General features: G+C 69.1%; 12 protein-coding genes and 2 pseudogenes. 10 read left to right on the top strand and 4 right to left on the bottom strand.

The window, feature by feature from the left end:
- Positions 1 to 19: 19 nt before the first annotated feature.
- On the bottom strand, positions 20 to 1,279 hold the full coding sequence (gene thrC / locus I3F58_RS03970; protein WP_240106762.1) for a threonine synthase: 1,260 nt from the start codon (positions 1,277 to 1,279) through the stop codon (positions 20 to 22).
- 177 nt (positions 1,280 to 1,456) lie between these two features.
- Here thrC and I3F58_RS03975 point away from each other — a divergent pair, with 177 nt between their 5' ends.
- From I3F58_RS03975 to I3F58_RS04020, 10 genes and pseudogenes are all read left to right on the top strand, one after another.
- Complete coding sequence (locus I3F58_RS03975) at positions 1,457 to 3,061, top strand: pyridoxal phosphate-dependent aminotransferase (RefSeq protein ID WP_240106763.1); 1,605 nt, start codon at positions 1,457 to 1,459, stop codon at positions 3,059 to 3,061.
- On the top strand, positions 3,058 to 3,918 hold the full coding sequence (locus I3F58_RS03980) for an HAD-IIA family hydrolase (RefSeq protein WP_240106764.1): 861 nt from the start codon (positions 3,058 to 3,060) through the stop codon (positions 3,916 to 3,918). Before I3F58_RS03975 ends, I3F58_RS03980 begins: the two co-directional genes overlap by 4 nt.
- Entirely contained in the window at positions 3,915 to 10,343 is a 6,429-nt protein-coding gene (locus tag I3F58_RS03985) for an amino acid adenylation domain-containing protein (protein ID WP_240106765.1), read from the top strand. The genes I3F58_RS03980 and I3F58_RS03985 overlap by 4 nt, the downstream gene beginning before the upstream one ends.
- Entirely contained in the window at positions 10,336 to 12,480 is a 2,145-nt protein-coding gene (locus I3F58_RS03990; protein ID WP_240106766.1) for a prolyl oligopeptidase family serine peptidase, read from the top strand. The genes I3F58_RS03985 and I3F58_RS03990 overlap by 8 nt, the downstream gene beginning before the upstream one ends.
- Positions 12,477 to 13,535 (top strand): hypothetical protein, encoded by a 1,059-nt coding sequence (locus I3F58_RS03995; protein WP_240106767.1) that lies wholly within the window; start codon positions 12,477 to 12,479, stop codon positions 13,533 to 13,535. Before I3F58_RS03990 ends, I3F58_RS03995 begins: the two co-directional genes overlap by 4 nt.
- Positions 13,536 to 13,581: 46 nt before the next feature.
- Complete coding sequence (locus I3F58_RS04000; RefSeq protein ID WP_240106768.1) at positions 13,582 to 14,541, top strand: ornithine carbamoyltransferase; 960 nt, start codon at positions 13,582 to 13,584, stop codon at positions 14,539 to 14,541.
- Between the two features lie 64 nt (positions 14,542 to 14,605).
- The gene (locus tag I3F58_RS04005) at positions 14,606 to 15,745 is read left to right on the top strand and encodes an acyl-CoA dehydrogenase family protein (RefSeq protein WP_240106769.1); all 1,140 of its coding nucleotides are present in this window, start codon (positions 14,606 to 14,608) and stop codon (positions 15,743 to 15,745) included.
- A 73-nt stretch (positions 15,746 to 15,818) separates the two neighbouring features.
- On the top strand, positions 15,819 to 16,979 hold the full coding sequence (locus I3F58_RS04010) for a GNAT family N-acetyltransferase (protein WP_240106770.1): 1,161 nt from the start codon (positions 15,819 to 15,821) through the stop codon (positions 16,977 to 16,979).
- Positions 16,980 to 17,025: 46 nt separating this feature from the next.
- Positions 17,026 to 17,511 (top strand): flavin reductase family protein, encoded by a 486-nt coding sequence (locus I3F58_RS04015; RefSeq protein WP_240106771.1) that lies wholly within the window; start codon positions 17,026 to 17,028, stop codon positions 17,509 to 17,511.
- A gap of 462 nt (positions 17,512 to 17,973) precedes the next feature.
- Positions 17,974 to 19,084, top strand: a pseudogene (locus tag I3F58_RS04020) (class I tRNA ligase family protein); the annotation flags it as partial.
- A gap of 342 nt (positions 19,085 to 19,426) precedes the next feature.
- Here I3F58_RS04020 and I3F58_RS04025 read toward each other — a convergent pair.
- From I3F58_RS04025 to I3F58_RS04030, 3 genes and pseudogenes are all read right to left on the bottom strand, one after another.
- A complete protein-coding gene (locus tag I3F58_RS04025; RefSeq protein ID WP_240106772.1) occupies positions 19,427 to 19,948 on the bottom strand; it encodes a transposase family protein in 522 nt (173 codons plus the stop codon).
- Positions 19,949 to 20,010: 62 nt separating this feature from the next.
- Positions 20,011 to 20,262: pseudogene (locus I3F58_RS29735) on the bottom strand (transposase); the annotation flags it as partial.
- 102 nt (positions 20,263 to 20,364) lie between these two features.
- The gene (locus I3F58_RS04030) at positions 20,365 to 20,817 is read right to left on the bottom strand and encodes a hypothetical protein (RefSeq protein WP_240106773.1); all 453 of its coding nucleotides are present in this window, start codon (positions 20,815 to 20,817) and stop codon (positions 20,365 to 20,367) included.
- Between the last annotated feature and the right edge of the window lie 28 nt (positions 20,818 to 20,845).

Consider the following 20,845-nt stretch of genomic DNA (forward strand, 5'->3'; position numbering starts at 1 on the left):
CGCCATCCACCCAGGGGCCTCAGTCTCTGGCCCTTGCTTCCTTCCAGACCCGCTCGACCGCGACCAACTCCGCACCGATGGTGATCACTTGTGGATCAACAGGCGCACCGGGGACCGCGTGCTTCAGCCCATTGCCGGTGCTGACAAGCACGACCTCGTCATCAGCGGCGAGCTGACCCCACCCCTTCAGTCCGGCAAGGCCGGCCAGCGCCGTGGCTGCGGAAGGCTCCGCGAAGACGCCCGATCCTTGTGCGAGTCGATGTACTGCGGCTCCGAGCATGCTGTCGGGGACCGTGATCACGCTGCCCCCGCTCTCCCGTACCGCGCGCAGCGCACGGAAACCGTCCTGCGGAAGAGCGACGTTGATGCTCTCGGCAATGCTCACGGCGTCGTACGACTCCACCTCGACATGACCGCTCTGCCAGGCCCGATACAGCGCCGGTGCCTGCTCGGACTGAACGGCGACCAGGCGCGGCACAGCCTCGGCCCAGCCCATGCGGACCGCGTCGACGAACCCGCGGTAAAGGCCCGTCAGGATGTTGCCGTCGCCCGCGGGGACGAGCACGACGGACGGGGCACGGAAGCCGAGTTGTTCGATGATCTCGAACGCCGCCGTCTTCTTCCCCTCGGCCGTCAGCGGGTTGTACGCCGTACTGCGGCACAGCCAGCCGAACCGGTCGGCGGCCTCGTAGCTCAGCTGAACGGCCGCCTCGTATCCGTCTCGCACCGCGAACACCGACGCACCGTAGGCGAGGAGCTGTCGTATCTTGGCCGGTGCCGTGTCACTGGGAACGAACACCACACAGGTGATCCCCGCTGCGGCACAACAGCCGGCGAGGGCGGCCGCGGCGTTGCCCGAGGATGCGGTGCACACCACGTCCTGGCCGGTTCGGACGGCTGCCGCGACCACGAGCGCGCTGGCCCGGTCCTTCAGCGAACCGGTCGGATTACGGCCTTCGTCCTTGACCCACAGACGCTTGACGCCGAACTCGTCGGCGAGCCTCGGAGCGTCGACCAGCGGGGTGCCCCCGACGCCGTAACCGGTCTCAAGGGGATGGGCCGGGCCGCCTTCCGGGAGGGGCAGCAGCGCCCGGTAGCGCCACATCGAGAAATCGCCTCCGAGCACGTCGGAAACCGGGCGCCCACGGCCTGCCGCCGCATAGTCGGGAACCATGGTGAGTGGTGACCATTCAGAGCACACAGGGCAGAGGTATCGAACCTCAGCCGCAGCAAAGAGGCGCTGGCACCGCCAGCATTCCCATTGGTAAAAAGACGTCATAGCCATCCCTTTAAGCACGTGGCAACAAGCGCGATCTCCGGCGAAAACTTCGCCAACCATATTCATCTTCGGCTGCCTCTGCAAGGCTTGAGCGGGAAACCGCAGGACCGGTAGGGTCACCGCGGCGGCAGTTCCGAGAACTATGTGCCGAACTGAATTCACAAGGAGTCGGTCCGAGTGACGACCTCTGCTCATGAACACCTTCTCGCCAAACACGACCGATCCCACCGCGCCATCCAGTCCTTCATGCGCGCCCGAGACGCCATCAGTGCCGCCGACGACGATTCGGGCAACGGCGGTTGGATGAATCCGGATGTGATTTCGCTCGCTCACGGAGAAGGTGTGCGCAGGCCACACCATTCCGTTGTGGCAGCGGGCGTCCGGGCCTTGCTCGACACCGCGGAATCATCGCTCGACAACTACCTGTACCTGCGGCCCTTTCCAGCGTTCGAAGAAGAACTGAAGGCTACGTTCAAGAAGGCTGGGATACCGGAGGACGCCGCCGAGAACCTCTGTATCGACAGCGGAAACACTCGGCTCTTCCTGGCGTTCTTTCACGCCGTGGGTGACGCCGGCGACGTCTTCCTGGTGCCGCAGGGCTACTACCAGGCCGTGAACATGTGGGCAGACATCAGCTCCGTGCACCTGGAGACGGTGGAGACGCAGCGCTCCAACGACTACAAGTTCACCCGGGCCGACCTGGAGGAGTTCTACCGCCGGCACGTCGACACCGGCGAGATCCGCACGCCCAAGGGGATTATTCTTTTCAGCCCGAGTTACACCGGGGCGGTCTACGGGAGGGAGGAGCTGGCCGATATAGCGGAATTCATCGAAGAGCGTGATCTACTCGTCCTTGAGGACGCCATCTTCCGCGGCACCGAGTTCGCCGGGAACAGCTCTGTCCATCTGGCGAGTCTACCGAAGATGAGCCAGCGGGTGGTCACCATTAACGGCGGCTCCAAGGCTTATGGACTGGCCAATATGCGAATTGGCTGGGGGTGCGGGCCAAAGTTTATAGTCGACCGCATGAACTACTACACCATGGCCACCTCGATAACCGTTCCGCACATCGCCAAGGCAATGGCGCTTGCGGCACTGAGGGCCCCGGTAGAATATTTGCAGGGAAACATCGCCGAATGCATGGCGCGGGCGGATCTGGTGGCCACGCTGATCGACGATATCAACGAGAAGGTGGCAACGGCACTGGGTTTCGAACCGGACCAGCCGCTGCTAACGGTGGCCCACCATCCGAAAGCCTCTCACTCCGTCTTGGTCAGCTGCGAAGGAATGGCCGGCCTGGTCACTCCGGAAGGCGTGAAGATCAGCGACAGCGTGGATGTGACCAAGCATTTCTTGCGCACCGCCAAGGTGTGTCTCTCGCCGGGTGTCTCCAACGGCTTCACCGACTGCACCGTACGGATCGCCTTCGGCTGCCTGGGCTGGGAACACACCTATGCCTATCCGCGACACGCCGAGTTCGTGTCCAGTGCGGCGGCCCTGCTCGCCACATTCCAACCCGAGCTGTCGGACGGCGAGGTCGACGAGCGGCTCCGGGCAGTCGGAGTGGAGCCGGAGTGGTCGTCCGCCGACCATCTGAACCCAGGCTTCCAGGGCGGGCGTGAGGAACTGACCGAGGCGATCCAGCGCCGTCTGGGCCCCGCCGTGGTGCGCCTCGCGCTGGCCAACAGCGAGGAACTGCAGGCCCGTCGCCGGCACCTGGAGGCGACGGAAGGCGAGCCGGCTGGGTCTGCCGCCGGTCCAGCGGGAAGGCAGGCTCGGTGACCGACTGCGTCCTGGACCTGGACGGCACGCTGTACTACGAGTCGACGCCGATCGACGGAGCCGTCGAGGCCGTCGCACGGCTGCGAGCCGACGGACACCGGGTGGTCTTCGCGACCAACGACGCCACCCTGACCCGGGCGCAGCGAGCCCATGTGCTGTCCTCGATGGGCTTCCCGGCGACCGAGGACGATGTCATCACGTCGGGCTTCGCCGCCGCCCACACGGTCGCCTCTCACATCGACGCGCCAAGGACGGCCATGGTGCTGGGGCCCGAGGCGATCGTCGCTGAGCTGAGCGCCGCCTGCCCGGCCCTTGAGCTGGTCGAACCCGAGCCGGGCGCGCGGGCGGACGCCGTCGTCGTGGGACTCGACCAGCAGCTGTCGTACGACCGCCTGCGGGCCGCGCACACGGCCATCAGACATGGAGCCCGGTTCATCGCCACCAACGCGGACAGCGCCTATCCGGCCTCGGACACCGAGACGGCACCAGGAGCCGGGGCTCTGGTGGCCGCGCTGGAGCGGTCCACCGGCGCGAGGGCTTCCGTGGTCGGCAAGCCCGACCCCTTCATGCTCGTGCTGGCCGCGCGTCGTCTCGGAGTGGAACCCGCCTCGCTCCTGGTCGTCGGAGACAGCACAAGCGATCTGGTCGCGGCCGCGCGCTGCGGGGCGCGGAGCGTCCGGGTGCTCACCGGTATGGCCGAGGCGGCGGACACGCCTCCCGGCCGGACCTCAGTACTGAAGTCGATCGCCGAGCTGCCTGGCGCGTTGCCCGCCGTGGCGGACGCATGGGCGGGCGCGATGTCGCCGGCGGCGGGAGAACGGCCCGACGGCCGACCGATGTCAGGGGAGAACGCATGACCAGTTCCATCGATCGCGACCACCATCACATCGCTCTGGCGCCAGCGACGGTGACGGCGCTGTACCGGACGGCGCGCCACCTCGGCGCACAGCCCGGTGCCGTCCTCCACGCCGTGTGGGCGAGCCTCGTCGCACGCCATCTCGACGTTTCCGACGTGGAGACGCACGAGGTGTCCGGTGGGGAGGAGACCGACGCCGCCGTACGTGCCGTGCACGTGCCGTACTCGTCGAGTGCCCCGTTCGCGGAGATCGTGCGGGTCGTGGAGGACGCCCCGCCCGCAACTGCGCTCGCGCCGGCGGACGACCGTGAGCCGTCGGACGCGCTCCGGGTGGAGTTCCGCTGGAACGCCGCGGACCTCCCGTCGCGTGGCGCGCCGAGTGGCAATGGTTCCTCCGCGGTTCTGGACGTCCTCGCCGACGAGTCCAGCATCCGCTGCCGTGTGGAGCTGACGACCGGCTCCCTCGGGCCGGCCACCGCCCGCGGCATCGCCGCCGAACTGACGGTGGCACTCGCGGCCGCGGCCGCCAATCCCGGCCGTGCCGCGGGGTCCCTTCCGCTGCTGTCCGACGGCGAACGCGACGATCTGCTATGGACGTTGAGCGCCGGCGGCCCGGCGCCCAGATCGGAATGCTTCATCCGTCTGTTCGACAAGCAGGTGGCGAACACGCCGCTCAGGCCCGCGGTGACAGACCGCCAGGGAAGTGTCGACTATGCCCGGGTACAGCAGCGTTCGGTGGAGATCGCGGAGGCTGTGCGGGCCGTGGGCGCGGGCCGGGATCGTACGGTGGCGATCCTGCTCGACAGGGGCATCGACTTCGTCGCCGCGATGCTCGGTGTGCTTCGCGCGGGAGCGGCCTTCGTCCTGCTCGACCTCGCACGGCCGACCGAGCACCACGCGCGGGTGGTGCGGGAGGCCGGCTGCGTGGCCGTGCTCTCGGCGGAGCGCCACAGGGAGGCCCTCGACGACGTGCTGCGGCGCCTCGACGGCGGGCCCGCGGTCGTCGACGTGACCTCGGCGGGCGCCGGCGGGCCGGACTCCCCGCAGGCACGGGCCGACGGCCCCTGCTGTGCGCAGGACTCCCTGGCGTACCTCATGTTCACCTCCGGATCGACGGGGGAGCCCAAGGGCGCCATGGTCGAGAACCGGGGCATGGTCACCCACATGGAGGCCAAGCTCCACGACCTGGCCATCGGCTGCGACGATGTCGTGGCCCAGAGCGCACCGCCCTGCTTCGACATCGTCGTCTGGCAGTGCCTGGCCCCGCTGCTGCGCGGTGCGCATGTCCAGGTCCTCGACGACGAGCATGTCGCGGATCCACTACGCCTCGTCGACGCCCTGAACCGTCTCCGTGTCACCGTGGTCCAGTTGGTCCCGGCCATGCTCCGGTCTTTGGTCGCCGCGCTCCCGGCTCCCGCCGGTGGCGAGCGGGCGCCGCTGCCAAACTTGCGCTGGATGGTGCCGACCGGTGACGCCCTGCCCGAGGACCTCGTACAGCTCTGGTTCGAGACTTGTCCCGACGTGCCGCTCCTCAACACGTACGGGTCCACGGAGTGCAGTGACGACCAGTGCCATCTCGTCGTCCGCAAGTGGTCACCCGAGCTGCCCGCGATCGTCCCGATCGGCCGTCCGATCCCGGGCATCTCGGTCTACGTTCTCGGCGACGGAGGTGAGGTCCTCCCGGTGGGCGTGCCCGGTGAGCTCTACGTCGGCGGGGTCGGTGTGGGCCGCGGATACCTGGGCCGGCCGGACCTGACGGCGGCGAAGTTCGTCGAGGACCCGTTCGCCGGGTCTCCGGGGGCGCTGATGTACCGCACCGGGGACAAGGCGCGCTGGCGTGCGGACGGCTCGCTCGATTTCCTGGGCCGCATCGATCTGACGGTCAAGGTCCGGGGCCACCGGATCGAGGTCGACGAGATCGAGCGCGTCGTTCGGGGCCACCGGGATGTCCACGACTGTGTCGTCGTGGCGTACGCGCACGCCGGCGACGTCACAGATACCAGGCTGGCCGCGTACGTGTCACCCCGCGACGGTCGTGCCGTGGACTCCGCGGTGCTCCGCGGGCATGTCGCCGAGCATCTCCCCGAGCAGATGCGGCCCGCCGCCTACGTGACGCTCGACGCGCTTCCCGTCGGGTCCAGCGGAAAGGTGGACCGCAAGGCCCTGCCTCCGGTCACCGAGCGGGACCTGGTGGGCGGCGAGACGGACGACACACCCCGCAGTGAGCTGGAGGCAGTGCTCGCGCGGCTCTGGTCGGAGAACCTGGGCCTGTCCAGGGTTCCTCTGGACCGCACCTTCATGGAACTCGGCGGTCATTCCGTTCTCGCGGCCCGTCTCGTCGTCGCCGTGCAGCGCAGGCTGGGTGTGATGATCTCGCTGGCCGACCTGTTCCAGCACCCCACGGTGCGACAGCTGGCCGGATTCGTCGAGACCGCGGCTCGGGCGGTGCCCGGACCACCTCCGGCCGGCGCGTTGCGGGCCAACCCCGGCGAGGCGCACGAGGCGTTCGAACTGACGCCGTTGCAGCAGGCGTACTGGGTCGGGCGCACCGAGGCGTTCGAGCTCGGCGGTGTACGTGCCCATGTCTATCTGGCGGTGGAGTGCAACGGTCTCGACCTGAACCGTGCGGAGCAGGCACTGCAACGGCTCGTCGAACGGCACGACGCGCTGCGTCTCGTGATCGGCCCCGACGGACGTCAGCAGGTGCTGCCCGCCGCGAAGGCTGGCATCGTCGTCGAGGACCTGCGCGGCCGGAGCGCCGAGGACGTCGCCGGGACGACCGAGAAGGTGTCGCGGCGGATGTCCGCGGAAGGGCCTGCTCCCGATCGTGCGCCGCAGCTGGAGATCGTGGTCCACGTGCTGGACGGCGGTGTTCACCGTGTGCACATCAGTGTCGGCCTGCTCGCGGCGGACGGTTACTCGGAGCATGCGCTGCTGAGCGACTGGCTGGAGTTGTACCGGGACCGGGCCGCGTCCCGAGAGCAGGGCGCTCTCACCTACCGCGACTACGTCACGGCGATGCTCGACGGCCGTGTGGGGTCCGTCCGGACTTCCTGGGACTACTGGAAGCAGCGGCTGCACTCCTTGCCGCCAGCACCGGAACTTCCCGTCAACAGCCGGATACCGGCCCGCGCGGGACGCTTCACCCGGCGTGTCGCACGCTTGACACCCACCCGGTGGGCCGCGTTCAAGCGGCACGCCGCGCAGGCCGGGGTGACTCCCAGCGCCGCTCTGCTCACCGCGTTCTCCGAGGTTCTGGCGCACTGGGCCAAGTCGCCCTGGTTCACACTCAACGTACTGTCGTCCTGGCGGTTGCCGGAGGTCTCGGGTGCCGAGCGCGTCGTCGGCAACCTCAGCAGCACGCTGCCCCTGGAAGTGGACTGCCGGGGAGCGATGGCCTTCGCCGACCGGTGCCGCGCGGTCCAGGCCCGGCTGCTGGAGGACCTCCAGCACGGTGACGTCGACGGTGTCCGGGTGGCGCGCGAGGCGGCCCGGGTGCAGGGCTGGTCCCAGCGGGCCGTGTTCCCGGTCGTGTTCGCGAGCGTGCTCGACGTGGACACGGCGTTCCTGGACGATCTCCCCTTCGAGGCCTCGGTCATCGACAGCGGCCTGCAGACACCCCAGGTGTATCTGGATCACCAGGTGTACGAGTACGGCGGAGGACTCGTCGCGAACTGGGACACCGTCGACGCCTCCTTCCCCGAGGGATTCGTCGAGGCCGCGTTCGCCGCGTTCACCCGGCTGCTGGACACGCTGGCCGACGAGGGCTCGTGGCGCGAGCCGGTGGCCGCGTCGTCGCATCTGCCGCGCAGCACGCGGATCGAGCCCGTGTGTTCCTCGCTCACACTGGATGCGAGCGGTCTGCTGCACACGCCGTTCTTCTCCCGCGCCGCCGAAGCTCCCGATCGGCTCGCCCTCGTCGACGGCACGACGCGGATGTCCTACGGCGAGCTGGCCGGCCGCGCCGAATCCGTCGCGAACTGGCTGATCGAGCGCGGCGCCGGCCCCGGTGACCTGGTACCCGTGGTCGCCCGGAAGGGGTGGGAGCAAGTGGCGGCGGTGCTCGGTGTCCTCCGGGCGGGTGCCGCCTACCTCCCGATCGACGCGGAGCTGCCGGGGCAGCGCATCAGCCACCTGCTGGCCCAGGCGACGACGAGGGCCGCCCTCACCCAGTCGTGGGCCGATGTCGGCGAGGACATCTGGGACGGCCGGGAACGGCTGCTCGTGGACCTGACCGGGGCCGCTGCGGTCGTCCCGTCGGCCGAACCACGGCAGACCCCCGAGGACGCCGCGTACGTTATCTATACGTCCGGCTCCACGGGCCTGCCCAAGGGCGTCGAAGTGGCTCACCAAGGTGCCGTAAACACCGTGCGTGACGTCTCCGACCTGATCCGCCTGGGCCCCGAGGACAGGGTTCTGGGCCTGTCGTCCCTGAGCTTCGACCTGTCCGTCTACGACATCTTCGGAGTGCTCGCCGCGGGCGCCGCCCTGGTCCTTCCCGACCGGCGCTGGTCCCGTGATCCGGCACGCTGGACGCAGACCGCGCGGAGCGAGGATGTGACCGTGTGGAACAGTGTCCCGGCCCTGGCGGAGATCCTCGTCGACCACGCCGAACAGGCACCGGACGACGCGGCTCTCCCGCTGCGAGCGGTGCTGATGAGCGGGGACTGGATTCCGGTGACGCTGCCGGACCGGATCCGGCAAATCTGGCCGGCGACCGACGTCATCAGCATGGGCGGCGCCACCGAGGCCTCGATCTGGTCGGTGATGTACCGCGTGGGCGAGGTGCCCCCGCACTGGAGGAGCATCCCCTACGGCAAGGCGATGACCAACCAGCGCATGTACGTACTGGACCACCTCGGAGCGCCGCGACCGCAGTGGGCCACCGGCGAGATCGCGATCGGCGGCATCGGTCTGGCCCGCGGATACTGGCGCGACGGGGAACGGAGCGCCGAGCGGTTCGTCCACGACCCGGTCTCCGGCGAACAGCTCTACCTCACCGGTGACCAGGGGCGCGTCCTGCCGGACGGCAACATCGAGTTCCTGGGCCGGGACGATTTCCAGGTGAAGGTCAACGGCCACCGGATCGAGCTGGGCGAGATCGACGCTGCCCTGGGCAGGGAGCCGGCGGTCCGTGAGGGCGTCGCCACCGTCCGGTCGGCGGGTACGGGAGGCAGCTCGCTGATCGCCCATGTGGTGCCGGCGCACGGCGAGGTCGACGGGGAGGAGCTGCGCCGCAACCTCGCCGCGACGCTCCCGCCGTACATGGTTCCCACGGCGATCCACCTCGTGCCTGAGCTGCCGCTGACAGCGAACGGCAAGGTCGACCGCAAGGCGCTCACCGCGACCGAGCCGGTCTCGCAGCCGGTCGGCGCACGGCAGGGCCGGCCGCTCCGGGAGGGCGTGGAGGCCGAGATCGGTGGCCTGTTCGCCACCGTCCTGGACCGGACCGGCATCACTGCTGACGACGACTTCTTCCAGTGCGGGGGCAACTCCTTCCTGGCGATCCGTCTGACGACGGCCGTCGCGCGGCGCTTCGACGTCGAGGTGTCCCTGTCGTCGTTCTTCGCCGACGCGACCCCCAGCGGTCTCGCCGCGCTGATCGAGGCGGGCGGGGCGGCCCAGGCGGACCGCTCCCCCGTGGTGGCGATCAGGGAAACCGGCTCAGAGCCTGCCTTCTTCTGCGTACATCCGGTGGGCGGAACCACCATGTGCTATGCCGAACTGGCCAGGCTGCTGCCGGACGACAGGCCCTTCTACGGCATCGAGGCCGTCGGCCTGGCGCCCGGCGAGCAACCGCTGGCGACGATCGAGGACATGGCCCGCAGGTACGTGGCGGCTGTCCGGGCCGTCCGCCCGGACGGCCCCTACCTCCTGGGTGGCTGGTCCATGGGCGGGCTCATCGCCTTCGAAATGGCCCGCCAGCTGACGGAACAGGGCGCCGAGGTGGCCCGACTGGTGGTGATCGACGCGGAGTTGCCCGATCCGCGGACGGTCGGCGCGGAGCTGTCCGACCGTGAGGTGCTGGCCGGGATCGTCCGGGACCTCACCGGGCAGCCGGAAGCATGCCACGACCTCGGCGACGATGCCGGTGTACTGGGTGAACTCCAGCGGCGGGGCGTGCTGCCGGAGGAACTGTCGACGGCAAGCTGGCAGCGGCTCCGCGCGCTGTACGGCGCGAACCTGCGGGCGATCGCCCGCTACCGGAGCGCGTCCTACGACGGCCCCGTCCAGCTGATCCAGGCGGCCGAGCAGCCGGAGGGCACCGACGGTCCGCAGCGGTCGTGGGAACGGGCGGGACTGAGCGTCATCGTGGACACCGTGCCGGGTGATCACTACAGCATGTGGTCCTCCGACCGGCTTCCGGCGCTCGTCACCGCACTCGGCAGGCGACTGGGTCTCACGACCGGAGGCGACGATGACTGAATCACACGACCTGCGCCCCCGCGCGCTCCCGTCGGCCGCGCGCAGGTCCCCGGTCACCGACGTCCACCACGGGGTGTCGATCCAGGACCCGTACCGCTGGACGGAGACGGAGACGGCCGAACTGGGATCCTGGCTCGAAGAGCAATCCCGTTCCTGCGAGGAGTTCCTGGACACACGGCCAGGACGCAGCGGACTGAGGGAACGCTGTGCCTCCCTCAGTGCCGCCGACGCGCATGTCGTCAACGTGCAGTACGGCGGGGACCATGTGTTCCTCCTCCGGCGCGACGTCGACGCACCGGTCCATCGCCTCATCGCCCGGCCCCGCTCGGGCGGCGAGGAACGGGTCGTGGTCGATCCGGCCGTACATCACACGGTGGACGGGGCCCACCACGTGTCGATCGACTGGTACAACGTCTCCCCCGACGGCCGGTTCGTCGCGTACGGCCTGTCGGCCAACGGTTCGGAACTCTCGACGCTGTACGTCGTCGACGCCGTGAACGGAACGCTGCTGCCGGTGTCCCTGCCAGGAGCCGCCACCTCGCGGATGACCCGGCTGCGGCACCCGGGCATCTCCTGGCACCCGGACTCACGCCGGTTCGTCTACCAGCGCCTCGGCGCCGACTCGGGCCTCGCCAAGTACCAGAACGTGGCTGCCGGGATGTACGAGATCGACGCCGGCACCGGCCAGGTCGCCGTGCACCCGCTGAACTACGTGGGCGCCCTCGCCTCCACGCCGGACGACACCCCGGTCGTGACGTTCTCCGGCGACGGCCACTGGCTCGTGGTGGGCATCCGTTCCGGCTGCGAGCGCACAGGCACGGTCTACGCCCGTCGTCTCGACGGACCGACGGACGCGTGGCGCAAGGTGTCCGACGCCGCAATGGCCTGGCATGTGGCGCACGACGAGGCATACGTCCTGGTCCCCGGCGACGACGGCCGCGGCCGGATCGTCGTCGGCCCGCTGGCCGGCGACGCCCGGCACACGCTCGTCCTCGAGAACGGACCGGTCATCGAGGACTTCTGCGTGCTGGGCGACTCGGTCATGCTCCGCTGCCTCGACGGCGGGTCCTCCGCCGTCATCCGGCTGCGGCCGTCCACCGGAGAGCGAGCAACCATACGGCTGCCGCACCTGGGCAGCGTCACCGAGTGGGCGCCCGACCCCGTCACCGGAGAATGCCTGATCGGGCTGTCGTCATGGACGCACCAGCTGCGCCTGCTGCGGGTGGCCGCCGACTCGGCGGAGTGCGCGGACACCGGCTGGGTGCCTCCCTCTCCCGTGGAGCGGAACGACGTCACGACGAGCACGGTGACGGTGCTCGCGTCGGACGGTGTCGAGGTTCCCATGACCGTCGTCCACCGCGTGGACCAGCGGCTCGACGGATCCTCGCCCGCACTGCTGAACGCCTACGGATTCTTCGGCATCACCCTGCGAGCGGCCTTCAACCCGGCGCTGGTCGAATGGGTCGCGGGCGGCGGGATCTGGGCGACGGGCCACGTACGCGGAGGCGGTGAGGGCGGCGAGCGGTGGGCGCAGGCCGGGCACGGCACCGGGCAGGAACGCACCATCGCCGACTTCCTCGACTGTGCCGGTCACCTGGTCGACGCCGGCTGGACGTCCACCGACCGACTGGCCGCCGAAGGCACCAGCGCCGGAGGGCTGACCGCTGCGGGCGCGATGGTCCGCTCGCCGGACCGCTTCGCCGCCGTGGTGCTGCGCGTCCCGGTCACCACGACGCTCCGGCTCGAAATGCACGAGAACGGCCCGCCCAACATCCCCGAGTACGGAACCGTGACGACTGAGGAGGGCCTTGCCGCCCTGCTCGTCTCCGACGTCTGCCACCGGGTGACCGCGGCCGCCTACCCGCCGGTCCTCATCACCATGGGGCTGAACGACCCCCGCGTCACCCCCTTCCAGCCCGCCAAGCTCGCGGCCCACCTCCAGCACTCGTCCACCTCCGGGCATCCGGTGCTGCTGCGCGTGGAGAAGCACGCCGGGCACGGCGTGGGTTCCACCAAGCGCCAACTGGACGACGAGATCGCCGACCGGCTGACCTTCCTGAACGCGGTCCTCGCCCAACCGGGATCCGTAGCCGCCCAACAACCCGTCCCGCACAGCCAAGGGGAGCGAGAAAAGTGAAGCCAGACCATATCAGGATCCTCGACCGCGCCACGGTGACGCGCTGCCTGGCCGAGATCGATCCCGTGAACGTGGTCGAGTCCGCAGTCCGCGCGCACACACTGGGCCAGTCCGACCTGCCTGCCGAGGGCTACATGGCCTGGGAGAACTCAGCCGGCGCCTACACACGCTCGGTCGCGATGCTCGGATCCGTGCAGCACGGTGAAGGCAGGGCCTACGGCATCAAGCTGATCAACGCCTCGGTGACCAATCCCGCCCTGGGCATCGAGCGCGCGGGCGGCTTCACGGTGTTGTTCGATCCCGAGACGGCCCGTCCGGTCACCCTGGTCGAGGCCGGTCACATCAGTGCGCTGCGCACCGCCTCGTACACGGTGTCCAGTCTGCGCACGCTCGGCCCCGTCGGCTTCGACGCTGTGAGCATCATCGGGTGCGGCACCCTCGCGGCCATGCATGCGAGGCTGATCGCCCGGTACTTCCCCGCGGTCCGGGACATACACCTGTTCGACATCGACCCCGCCCGGGCCACCGCGCTCGCCGGCGATCTCACCGCCGACTGCCCGGAGTTGAAGATCACCGAGCACACGGACGCCGAGTCGTGCGTGAAGGCGAGCCACGTGGTCGTCACGCTGACGGTCTCCTCCGAGCCGTACATTCCGCCCCACTGGTTCGCGCCCGGGACGTTCATCGCGCATGTGTCGCTCGACGATGTGACGCCGGCCGTGTTCCTGGAGGCCGATGCGGTCTACGTCGACGACATCGACCTCGTCCGCGACAATCCGCGCCGCATCCTCGGGGCGGTGATGCAGGCAGGTGACGTGGTGGCCGACGCCGAGGCCGCGGCTGGCCAGGGCCGCGCCCTGGCACGGCGGTACGGAGACGTGCTGCTCGGCCGGGAAGAGGCGATCCGCCCGCGGAACGGCCTCGTGGTGAGCAACCCCTTCGGCATGGCGATCCTCGACGTGGCCGTCTGCCAGGAGGTGGCCGTACAGGCCGAGGCAGCGGGCCTGGGAGCGGTCGTCGACCTCCTGGGTGACCGAGACGGGGCAGTCGCGTGAGCATGTGGCGGCAGATCCGGACACCGAGGAAACTGGAGGTGAAGCGATGACACACCCCACGTCCGTGCAGGCGGAAGCCCCACCGCGCGCTCCCCGCAGCCTCATCTCCCTGCACGACCTGGCCCCTGAGGATCTTCAGACGCTTGTCCGCCGCTCGTGCGAGTGGTACGAGGACCGGCGCCCGCGGGAACGGCCCCTGCGGGACCGCGTGGTGGGAACGCTGTTCACCCACACCTCGACACGCACCCGGACCGCGTTCACGAGTGGCGCGGTGCGTCTGGGCGCCACCGTCATCGCCTTCGGGCCGAACGATCTGCAACTCGCCACGGGCGAACGTCTGTCGGACACCGGGCGGATCCTGGGTGGCATGCTCGACGCCCTGGTGGTCAGGAGTTCCGTCGGTGAGGACGATCTGCGCGAACTCTCGCGCGCGGCCTCGATCCCCGTCGTCAACGCGATGGTGCGCGAGGAGCACCCGACCCAGGGCATCAGCGACATCGCCATGCTCTCCCACCGTTTCGGTTCCCTGCGAGGACTGCACCTCGCCTATCTCGGGGAGGGCAACAACACGGCCGCGGCCCTGGCGCTCGGCCTGGCGCTGGTTTCCGGGGTCACGCTGACCATCGCGACACCTCCCGGGTACGGGCTCGACCCCACGGTCCTCACCCACGCCCAGAAGACCGGGGAGGCGTCGGGGAGCGAGATCATCGAAGTACACCGGGTCGACGACATCGACGGTGGTGTTGACGTCGTCTACACCACCCAGTGGCAGACCACCGGGACCACCAAGAGCGATCCCGACTGGCGGACGGCGTTCCTGCCGTTCACGGTCGACGAGCACTTGATGGCGCGGTGGCCGGACGCCCTGTTCATGCACGACCTGCCGGCCCGCCGCGGCGAGGAGGTCACCAGTTCCGTGCTCGACGGGCCACGGTCGATCGCCTGGGACCAGGCACAGATGAAGCTGGCGAGCGCGATGGCCGTACTCGACTGGTGCCTGGCATAGCTCACCGATCGCGCCCCGATCCAGCCTGACATCCCCTTTTCCATTCCCCGGCCGAGGAGGCCTTATGAGTTTGTCCGTCAGTGGTGTGCTCCACCACGTCGAGAGCCTCGCGCAACGTCTCGCCTCTCAGCGCCGTCAGCGGTCCGGGGCCAGGGAGCTGTCGGCCGACGACTTCGCCGCGGTGGCCGAGACCGGCTTCCATCAGCTGCTGGTCCCGGAGTCGATGGGTGGACTGTGGTCGTCCACCACCCGGTCGACACGGGCGGTGGCCGAGGCCATCAGCTCCCTCGCCGCCGGCGACAGTTCGCTCGCGCTGATCCTTTCCATGGAGCCGGTCGCGATGTTCGTCACCGGCTGGCTCACCGATTTCCGTGAGGAGGAGGTCGATGCGGCGTGGCTGCGGCAACGCCAGGAGTACCTCGGCCTCCTGGGGTCCGGCGCCGGGGCCTGGGGCGTCCTTCTCTCCGAGCGGGACGGCGTGATCCGCAGCACCGCGAAGCAGGACTCCGACGGCAAGTGGTCGATCTCCGGGGCGAAATCCTCGGGAAGCGGCTGGGACCATGTGTCGTTCATGCTGACCAACGCGGTTGTGGAGGGAGAGGACCGGCCGGAGCTGTTCGTTCTCGACCTGCGGAACCGGGAGAAGCTGCCCGGGGTCACCGTCAGCCGCGTCTGGGACGGCCTCGGCATGACGGCTTCGGGGAGCCACGCAGTCGTGCTGGACAACGCCCCCGTGCAGCGTGTGACGTGGCCCGGGCGCCAGGAGCTGATCAACCGGATGTCGTCCAGCCCGACGATCGGGTCCCGTCTCGCACCGTTCGTCGGCATCGTCCGGGCCGCCGTGGCCGAGGCCACGGAACACGTACGGGCGCGAGGAGGCACCCGGTCCAGCCTCGAGTCGGTGGAGTGGGCCCGGGCGCAGGCCGCCGGCTGGCTGGTGGAGCAGGCATTCGAGGGTGTGCTCCGCGCCACGGAGGCCGATACGTCCTCCGAGGACTTCGGGCGCATGGCGCGCGTGGCCAAGCTGGCCGTGAGCGAGCAGGCCGAGCACACCTTGCAGCACATCAGCAGGGCGCTCGGAGGAATGACCTACTCGCAGAGCTCGCCTTTCGGCTGGTGGCACACGGACGTGCGGGCCATGGCGTTCATCCGGCCGACCCTCGCCACGACGGTGGACGACCTGAGCGGCCCGCTCGTCTCCTGACCCCTACCCACCGGAGAACTCAGCCGCGGCGCCGACGCGGCCGAGTTCCGCCCCTCTGCGAGAAAGCACGACGATGCGCGTTGATGTGTACGAGAGCGTGGACTCCCTGGACACGCGAGCCTGGGACGCGCTGGCGGCCCCCAAGTCCTTCTACATGGGGACGGGGTGGCTGCGCTTCCAGGAGAAGATGAACCCCGAGCAACGCTGCCGGTTCATCACCGTCTCGGACGGCGGCCGGCTGATCGCCGCTCTCCCCACGTTCCTGACCCCCCGCCCGGCCAACAAGCATTACAACGTGGCCGCCATGTTTCCCGGTGCGGTCAGTGACGACACCCCCGTCCTGCTGGTCGGCGGCACGCGGGGCTACCAGAGCCGCGTCCTGCTGGATGATGACGTTCTGTCCCCCGAGCAGCGTGGCACCGCCGTAGGCCTGCTGGTCGACCAGGTACAGGCCATGGCCGACCAGGACGCCGACGGGGTCTCATGGTGGCTCTACTTCTCCGACGAGGACGTGGAACTGCTGCGCCCCTGGGCACAGACCGTCCCCAGGGTGCTGCGCGGTGACTGCGCCATCGACCTGCACGGTCAGTCGTTCGAGGACTATCTGGCGACCACCGGCCGACGCCGGCAGATCATGCGGGACCGTCGGCGCTTCGACCGGACCGGCTACACCGTACGGCGCCGCCCGCTGGGCGAGCGGCTCTCCGTCGCCGGAGACCTGCTGAGCAAGACCCAGAACCGGTATGGTTTCGACGTCTCACCGCAGTCGATGACCAATCTGCTCAAGGTGCAGAACGAGGCCACCGGGAACACGGGGGTCCTCTACGAGTGCGTCGACGGCGATGAGACCGTCGGCTTCTGTCTGGCCTACGAAGCCGGCGACACGATCTACGGCAGAGCCGTCGGGTTCGACTACGACCGGCTCCGCGACGGCGCCGAGTACTTCACGCTCGGCTACTACGCCCCCATCGAGCACGCCTACCAGAGCGGGATGCGACGCCTGCACCTGGGCACATCGGCCTATGAAGCGAAGATTCTGCGCGGCGCCGCGATCACTCCGCTGTGGGCAACCGCCCTGGGCGCCCGTCCTTGGACGACGGAACAGGCCCGGGATCACAATGCCGCGAAACTGGCTGAGACACGTGCGTCACTGCCTGACGGCCCCCGTTACGAGGACCGGATCACGTCCAGGATCTGGGACGAGTTCGCCTTCCCCTCCCGCAGCGAGCCGTAGAGCAGTCGCATCCGCACGCGGACGGAAGAACAGAGCGGAAGGACAGATGCTGGAGCAGCGCTCTTTCAGAGACATCCTGGGCCAGTTCGCGACGGGAGTCGCACTGATCACGGCACAGACCCCGGAAGGTCCCATGGGCCTTGCCGTCAACTCCTTCACCTCCGTGTCACTGGACCCACCGCTGGTCGCACTGTGCACCGCGCACACCTCGACCACGTGGCCGTCCATCCGCGCTTCGGGACGCTTCGCCGTGACGATCCTCGGCGACCAGCACGCGGAGCTGTGCCGGACGTTCTCCACGCGCGCCGTCAACCGGTTCTCCGGCCGGAACTGGGCCCAGAGCTACGCCGGTCATCCCATCGCGGCGGACGGACTGGCCTGGCTAGACTGCGAGATCTCACAGATCCACCCGGCCGGGGACCACAGCCTGGTGATCGCCCAGGTGACTGCAGGCGCACTGACGGGACAGATCGGCCCCTTGGTGTTCCATGCTGGGCGGTTTGCCGCGCTGAATGCCTGGCACTCCCGCTGAGAAGTCTGGTCGACGACATGGGGCGCGGGTGAAGTTCGCACCTGGCGGGCGGACGTGGCGAACTGGTCGAGATACTGCGCGGGGATCCCGTCCGGTACTGCTTGGCCCGGTGCCATGAGCTGATTCCGCCACTGTTTGTCAGCGAACGGCGCATCAGCTCGCGGGCTGCTCAGCCTGGCGGTCGATCTGACCTCCTCGGCGGTGTACGCGTGCAACAGTCCGTCGAGCGAGCCGTCCAGCTGTGCGCGGTCCGAGCGTTCACGGGCGAGAGCCCGCGCGACAGCCTCACTCACGAAGTCCTCCGGGGTCTTCCCAGCCGTGGCGGCCCGACCGCGGATCCGTTCCCACACCTCGTCGGCCATGGGGATGCTCTTGAGGTACTTGCCGTCGGACCCGGGGAACACGCTGCACAGTACGTCGATGGGGTCGGGGTCATCGAGCTGGGAGCCGCGCAACAGGACGGTGCGCTGGTTCATGGCGGCGGGCGGTTCGGCGTGAGCGGCGCGGCACGTTGGCCACGGCACGACCCGGGAGATCGCGCGCAAGACGCTCCAGACGTACTGGAACACGGTCGCCTTCCAGGCCCTGTACGCACGGACGTCGGGCTGGGCGCCGAGCACGGCCGACCCGGCGCCAGCCGACCGCACGGTCCAGTGCCGCTGGGCGCTGAGCTAGCTGAACGCGCTGGTGGCCCAGGTCACCGAGGCGATGGAGGCGTACGACACACAGCGCGCCGACAAGCTGCTCTCGGCATTCGCCGACGACCTGTCGAACTGGTACGTGCGCCGCTCGCGGCACCGATTCCGGCAGGGCGACAAGGCGGCACTGCGGACACTGCACGAGGTGATCGAGACGATCATCCGCCTGATGGGCCCGCTGACCCCGTTCATCACCGAGCAGGTGAGGCGAGATTTGGTGGTCCCGGTGACGCTGGAGGCGCCGGAGACGGTGCATCTGTCGACGTGGCCGGGGGCGGACGCGGCACTGATCAATCCGACGCTGCCGGGACAGATGGTGCTGGTCCGGCGGCTGGTCGAGCTGGGCCGTGCCATGTGGGCGGAGTCGGGGTGAAGTCCCGTCAAGCACTGTCGCGGGCGCTGGTGGCGGCGAGCGGGTTCGCGGCGCTGTCGGACGAGCTCCGGGCCCAGATCACAGAGGAGCTGAACGTCAGCTCGCTGGCCTCGCTGAGCGAGGTGGGCGGCTCGTTGGTCGACACGACCGCGAAGGCAAACTTCCGAGCCCTGGAGAAACGGTTTGGCAATGGCGTGCCGGACATGGCGAGGGCGATGGCCGCGGCCGCCGCGGTGGCGCTGTCGCTGGCGCTGCGCAGCGGCGAGGCGCAGCTGGAGGTGAACGGCGAGCCGGTCAGGCTCACTCCCGAGGAGGTCATCATCACGAACACTCCCTTGGACCTCCGCCTCCCGTGCAACGGCCACGGCTCTCACCGAGAGAGCGGCACTCATCGCGGACGAGGTCCCGGCCGTCGACTTCGCGCGGGGCGAGGCAGACACGTCCGACGATGAGACGCTCAAGGAGGACTCATGGGCCTCGCTTTCGTCTCCGCAAGGCGTAATCGCCTCAAGGGGTCGGGCACCTGTCACAGGTACGCTGTTGGTCCACTCGAGCCTTGAACGTACTGCGCCGGATGCGATGAGAGATACGTCGTGTGCTGTCCATGCACAATGCCCGCTCCGGGGCTTACTGAGGTGACCCCCTTGCCTGCGAACCCACAATTCTCCGCTAACGAGCTCGTGCACGGTAAGCGGTGAGGCGTTATGGACTTCGGTGTGACCTGGGTTCACGTCTGCCGTGTCGGGTTCAGGTCCACGGTCTGCTGGTGGGACAGCAGGCCGGCGATCGCTTGGATGGTGTCGCTCATGTGCTCGCGGCGGCCGAGGTGGCGGGCCAGGGCCCGTCAGTTCTTCAGGTGGGCGATGCCGTGCTCAACACGGATACGTCGTGAGGAGTGCGCTTTGCGCTGGCGCTCGTACATCTCCTCGTACCACTCGGGGGCGTTCATTTTGAACTTGCGGTGCGGTGGTGTCACCACCCGGCCCCCCGTCTGGGCTCCCAGTCCCTGGTAGCCGGCATCGGCGAGAACCTCGACTGCGGGCCCGTCGGACAGGAGCTTGACCAGTCCCAACTGGCGGGCGTGGGTGACGTCCGCGCAACTTGCGGGACGGGCCGGGCTGCACCACAGCACCCGGCCTTCGCCGTCCGTGACCACCATGGACTTGACGGCGTTCTGCTTGTTCTTGCCGGAGATGAACTTGGCCCGGTCCTTGCGTCCGGCGGCCGGGCGGCGGACCCGGATCTCGGTACCGTCGACGATGCCAGTTGTCCTGCTCGCGCCGAGATGGTCGACGACCTCGGCCAGAGACCGCAACCGCACGTCGGGGCTGACGGTGCAGCCCCGCTCGGCGAGCAGGAGCCGCACCTCACCGATGTCCGGGTGATAGTGGAGCGGTCCACTCCGAACCAGCAGGCAAGCACGTCATGGGTGACCCCATGACGAAGATGGACGAGCGTGGCCAGGAGCCGATCGACGAACACCAGCCGGTGTTTCGCACCGGCGCCCACGGCCCGCTGCCGCGGGCGAGCGGCAAGCCTCGCCTGGTGACACTCCTGCCACAACGGGCCGATCTCCTTGACGAGTTCAGCAATCACTCCGGCCGTCAGACCTGTGATGCGCCGATTTCCGATGATCACCGCACGCGCCGAGTTCCCCACCACCCGACCGTGATCGACCATCCAGACTCGACGCCTCACCGCTTACCGTGCACGAGCTCGTTAGGCCCACGAAGGCGTTCGCTTGGGGCGCAGCCGATCGCGGGAGGTATGTTCACGTCAACCTCAGGCGTCCAGAGTGATGGGGCCGTCCGGGATCCATCCCCCGACGTAGCCAGCCATCAGGACGCCGAGTTCCCTGGGGAACACAACCGCGGAATGGACGTCCACGATCGGCCACCACCTCCCGCGGGACGAGAAGAGCTCCGGATCTTCCTCCCGGGAGAGCTTGAGGATGACCAGGTGGTAGTCATGGCGTCCCGAGACCGCCCCGGCTGTCAGCCGCCCGGCCACCGAGCCTCGGCGTATGCCCGAGCGCCTGCCCCACTGCCGCTGCCACTGGTGGGCGGCACGCGCGTAGGAGCGATGTGACGGTACGTCGACGCGCAGCGGCCACCAGGTCGGCTCACCGCGCCGGTGCTCGAGGAGGATCGTGTTGCTGTCGTGCGACAGCAACACGATCAGCAGCGTGCGGCATGCGCCACGGACGGCGGTGCCCCAGTGTGCGGGATGCGTCATACGGCCACCCTCGCCCGTCGATATTGGA

Source organism: Streptomyces sp. MUM 203J, from assembly GCF_022414595.1.
Lineage (GTDB): Bacteria > Actinomycetota > Actinomycetes > Streptomycetales > Streptomycetaceae > Streptomyces.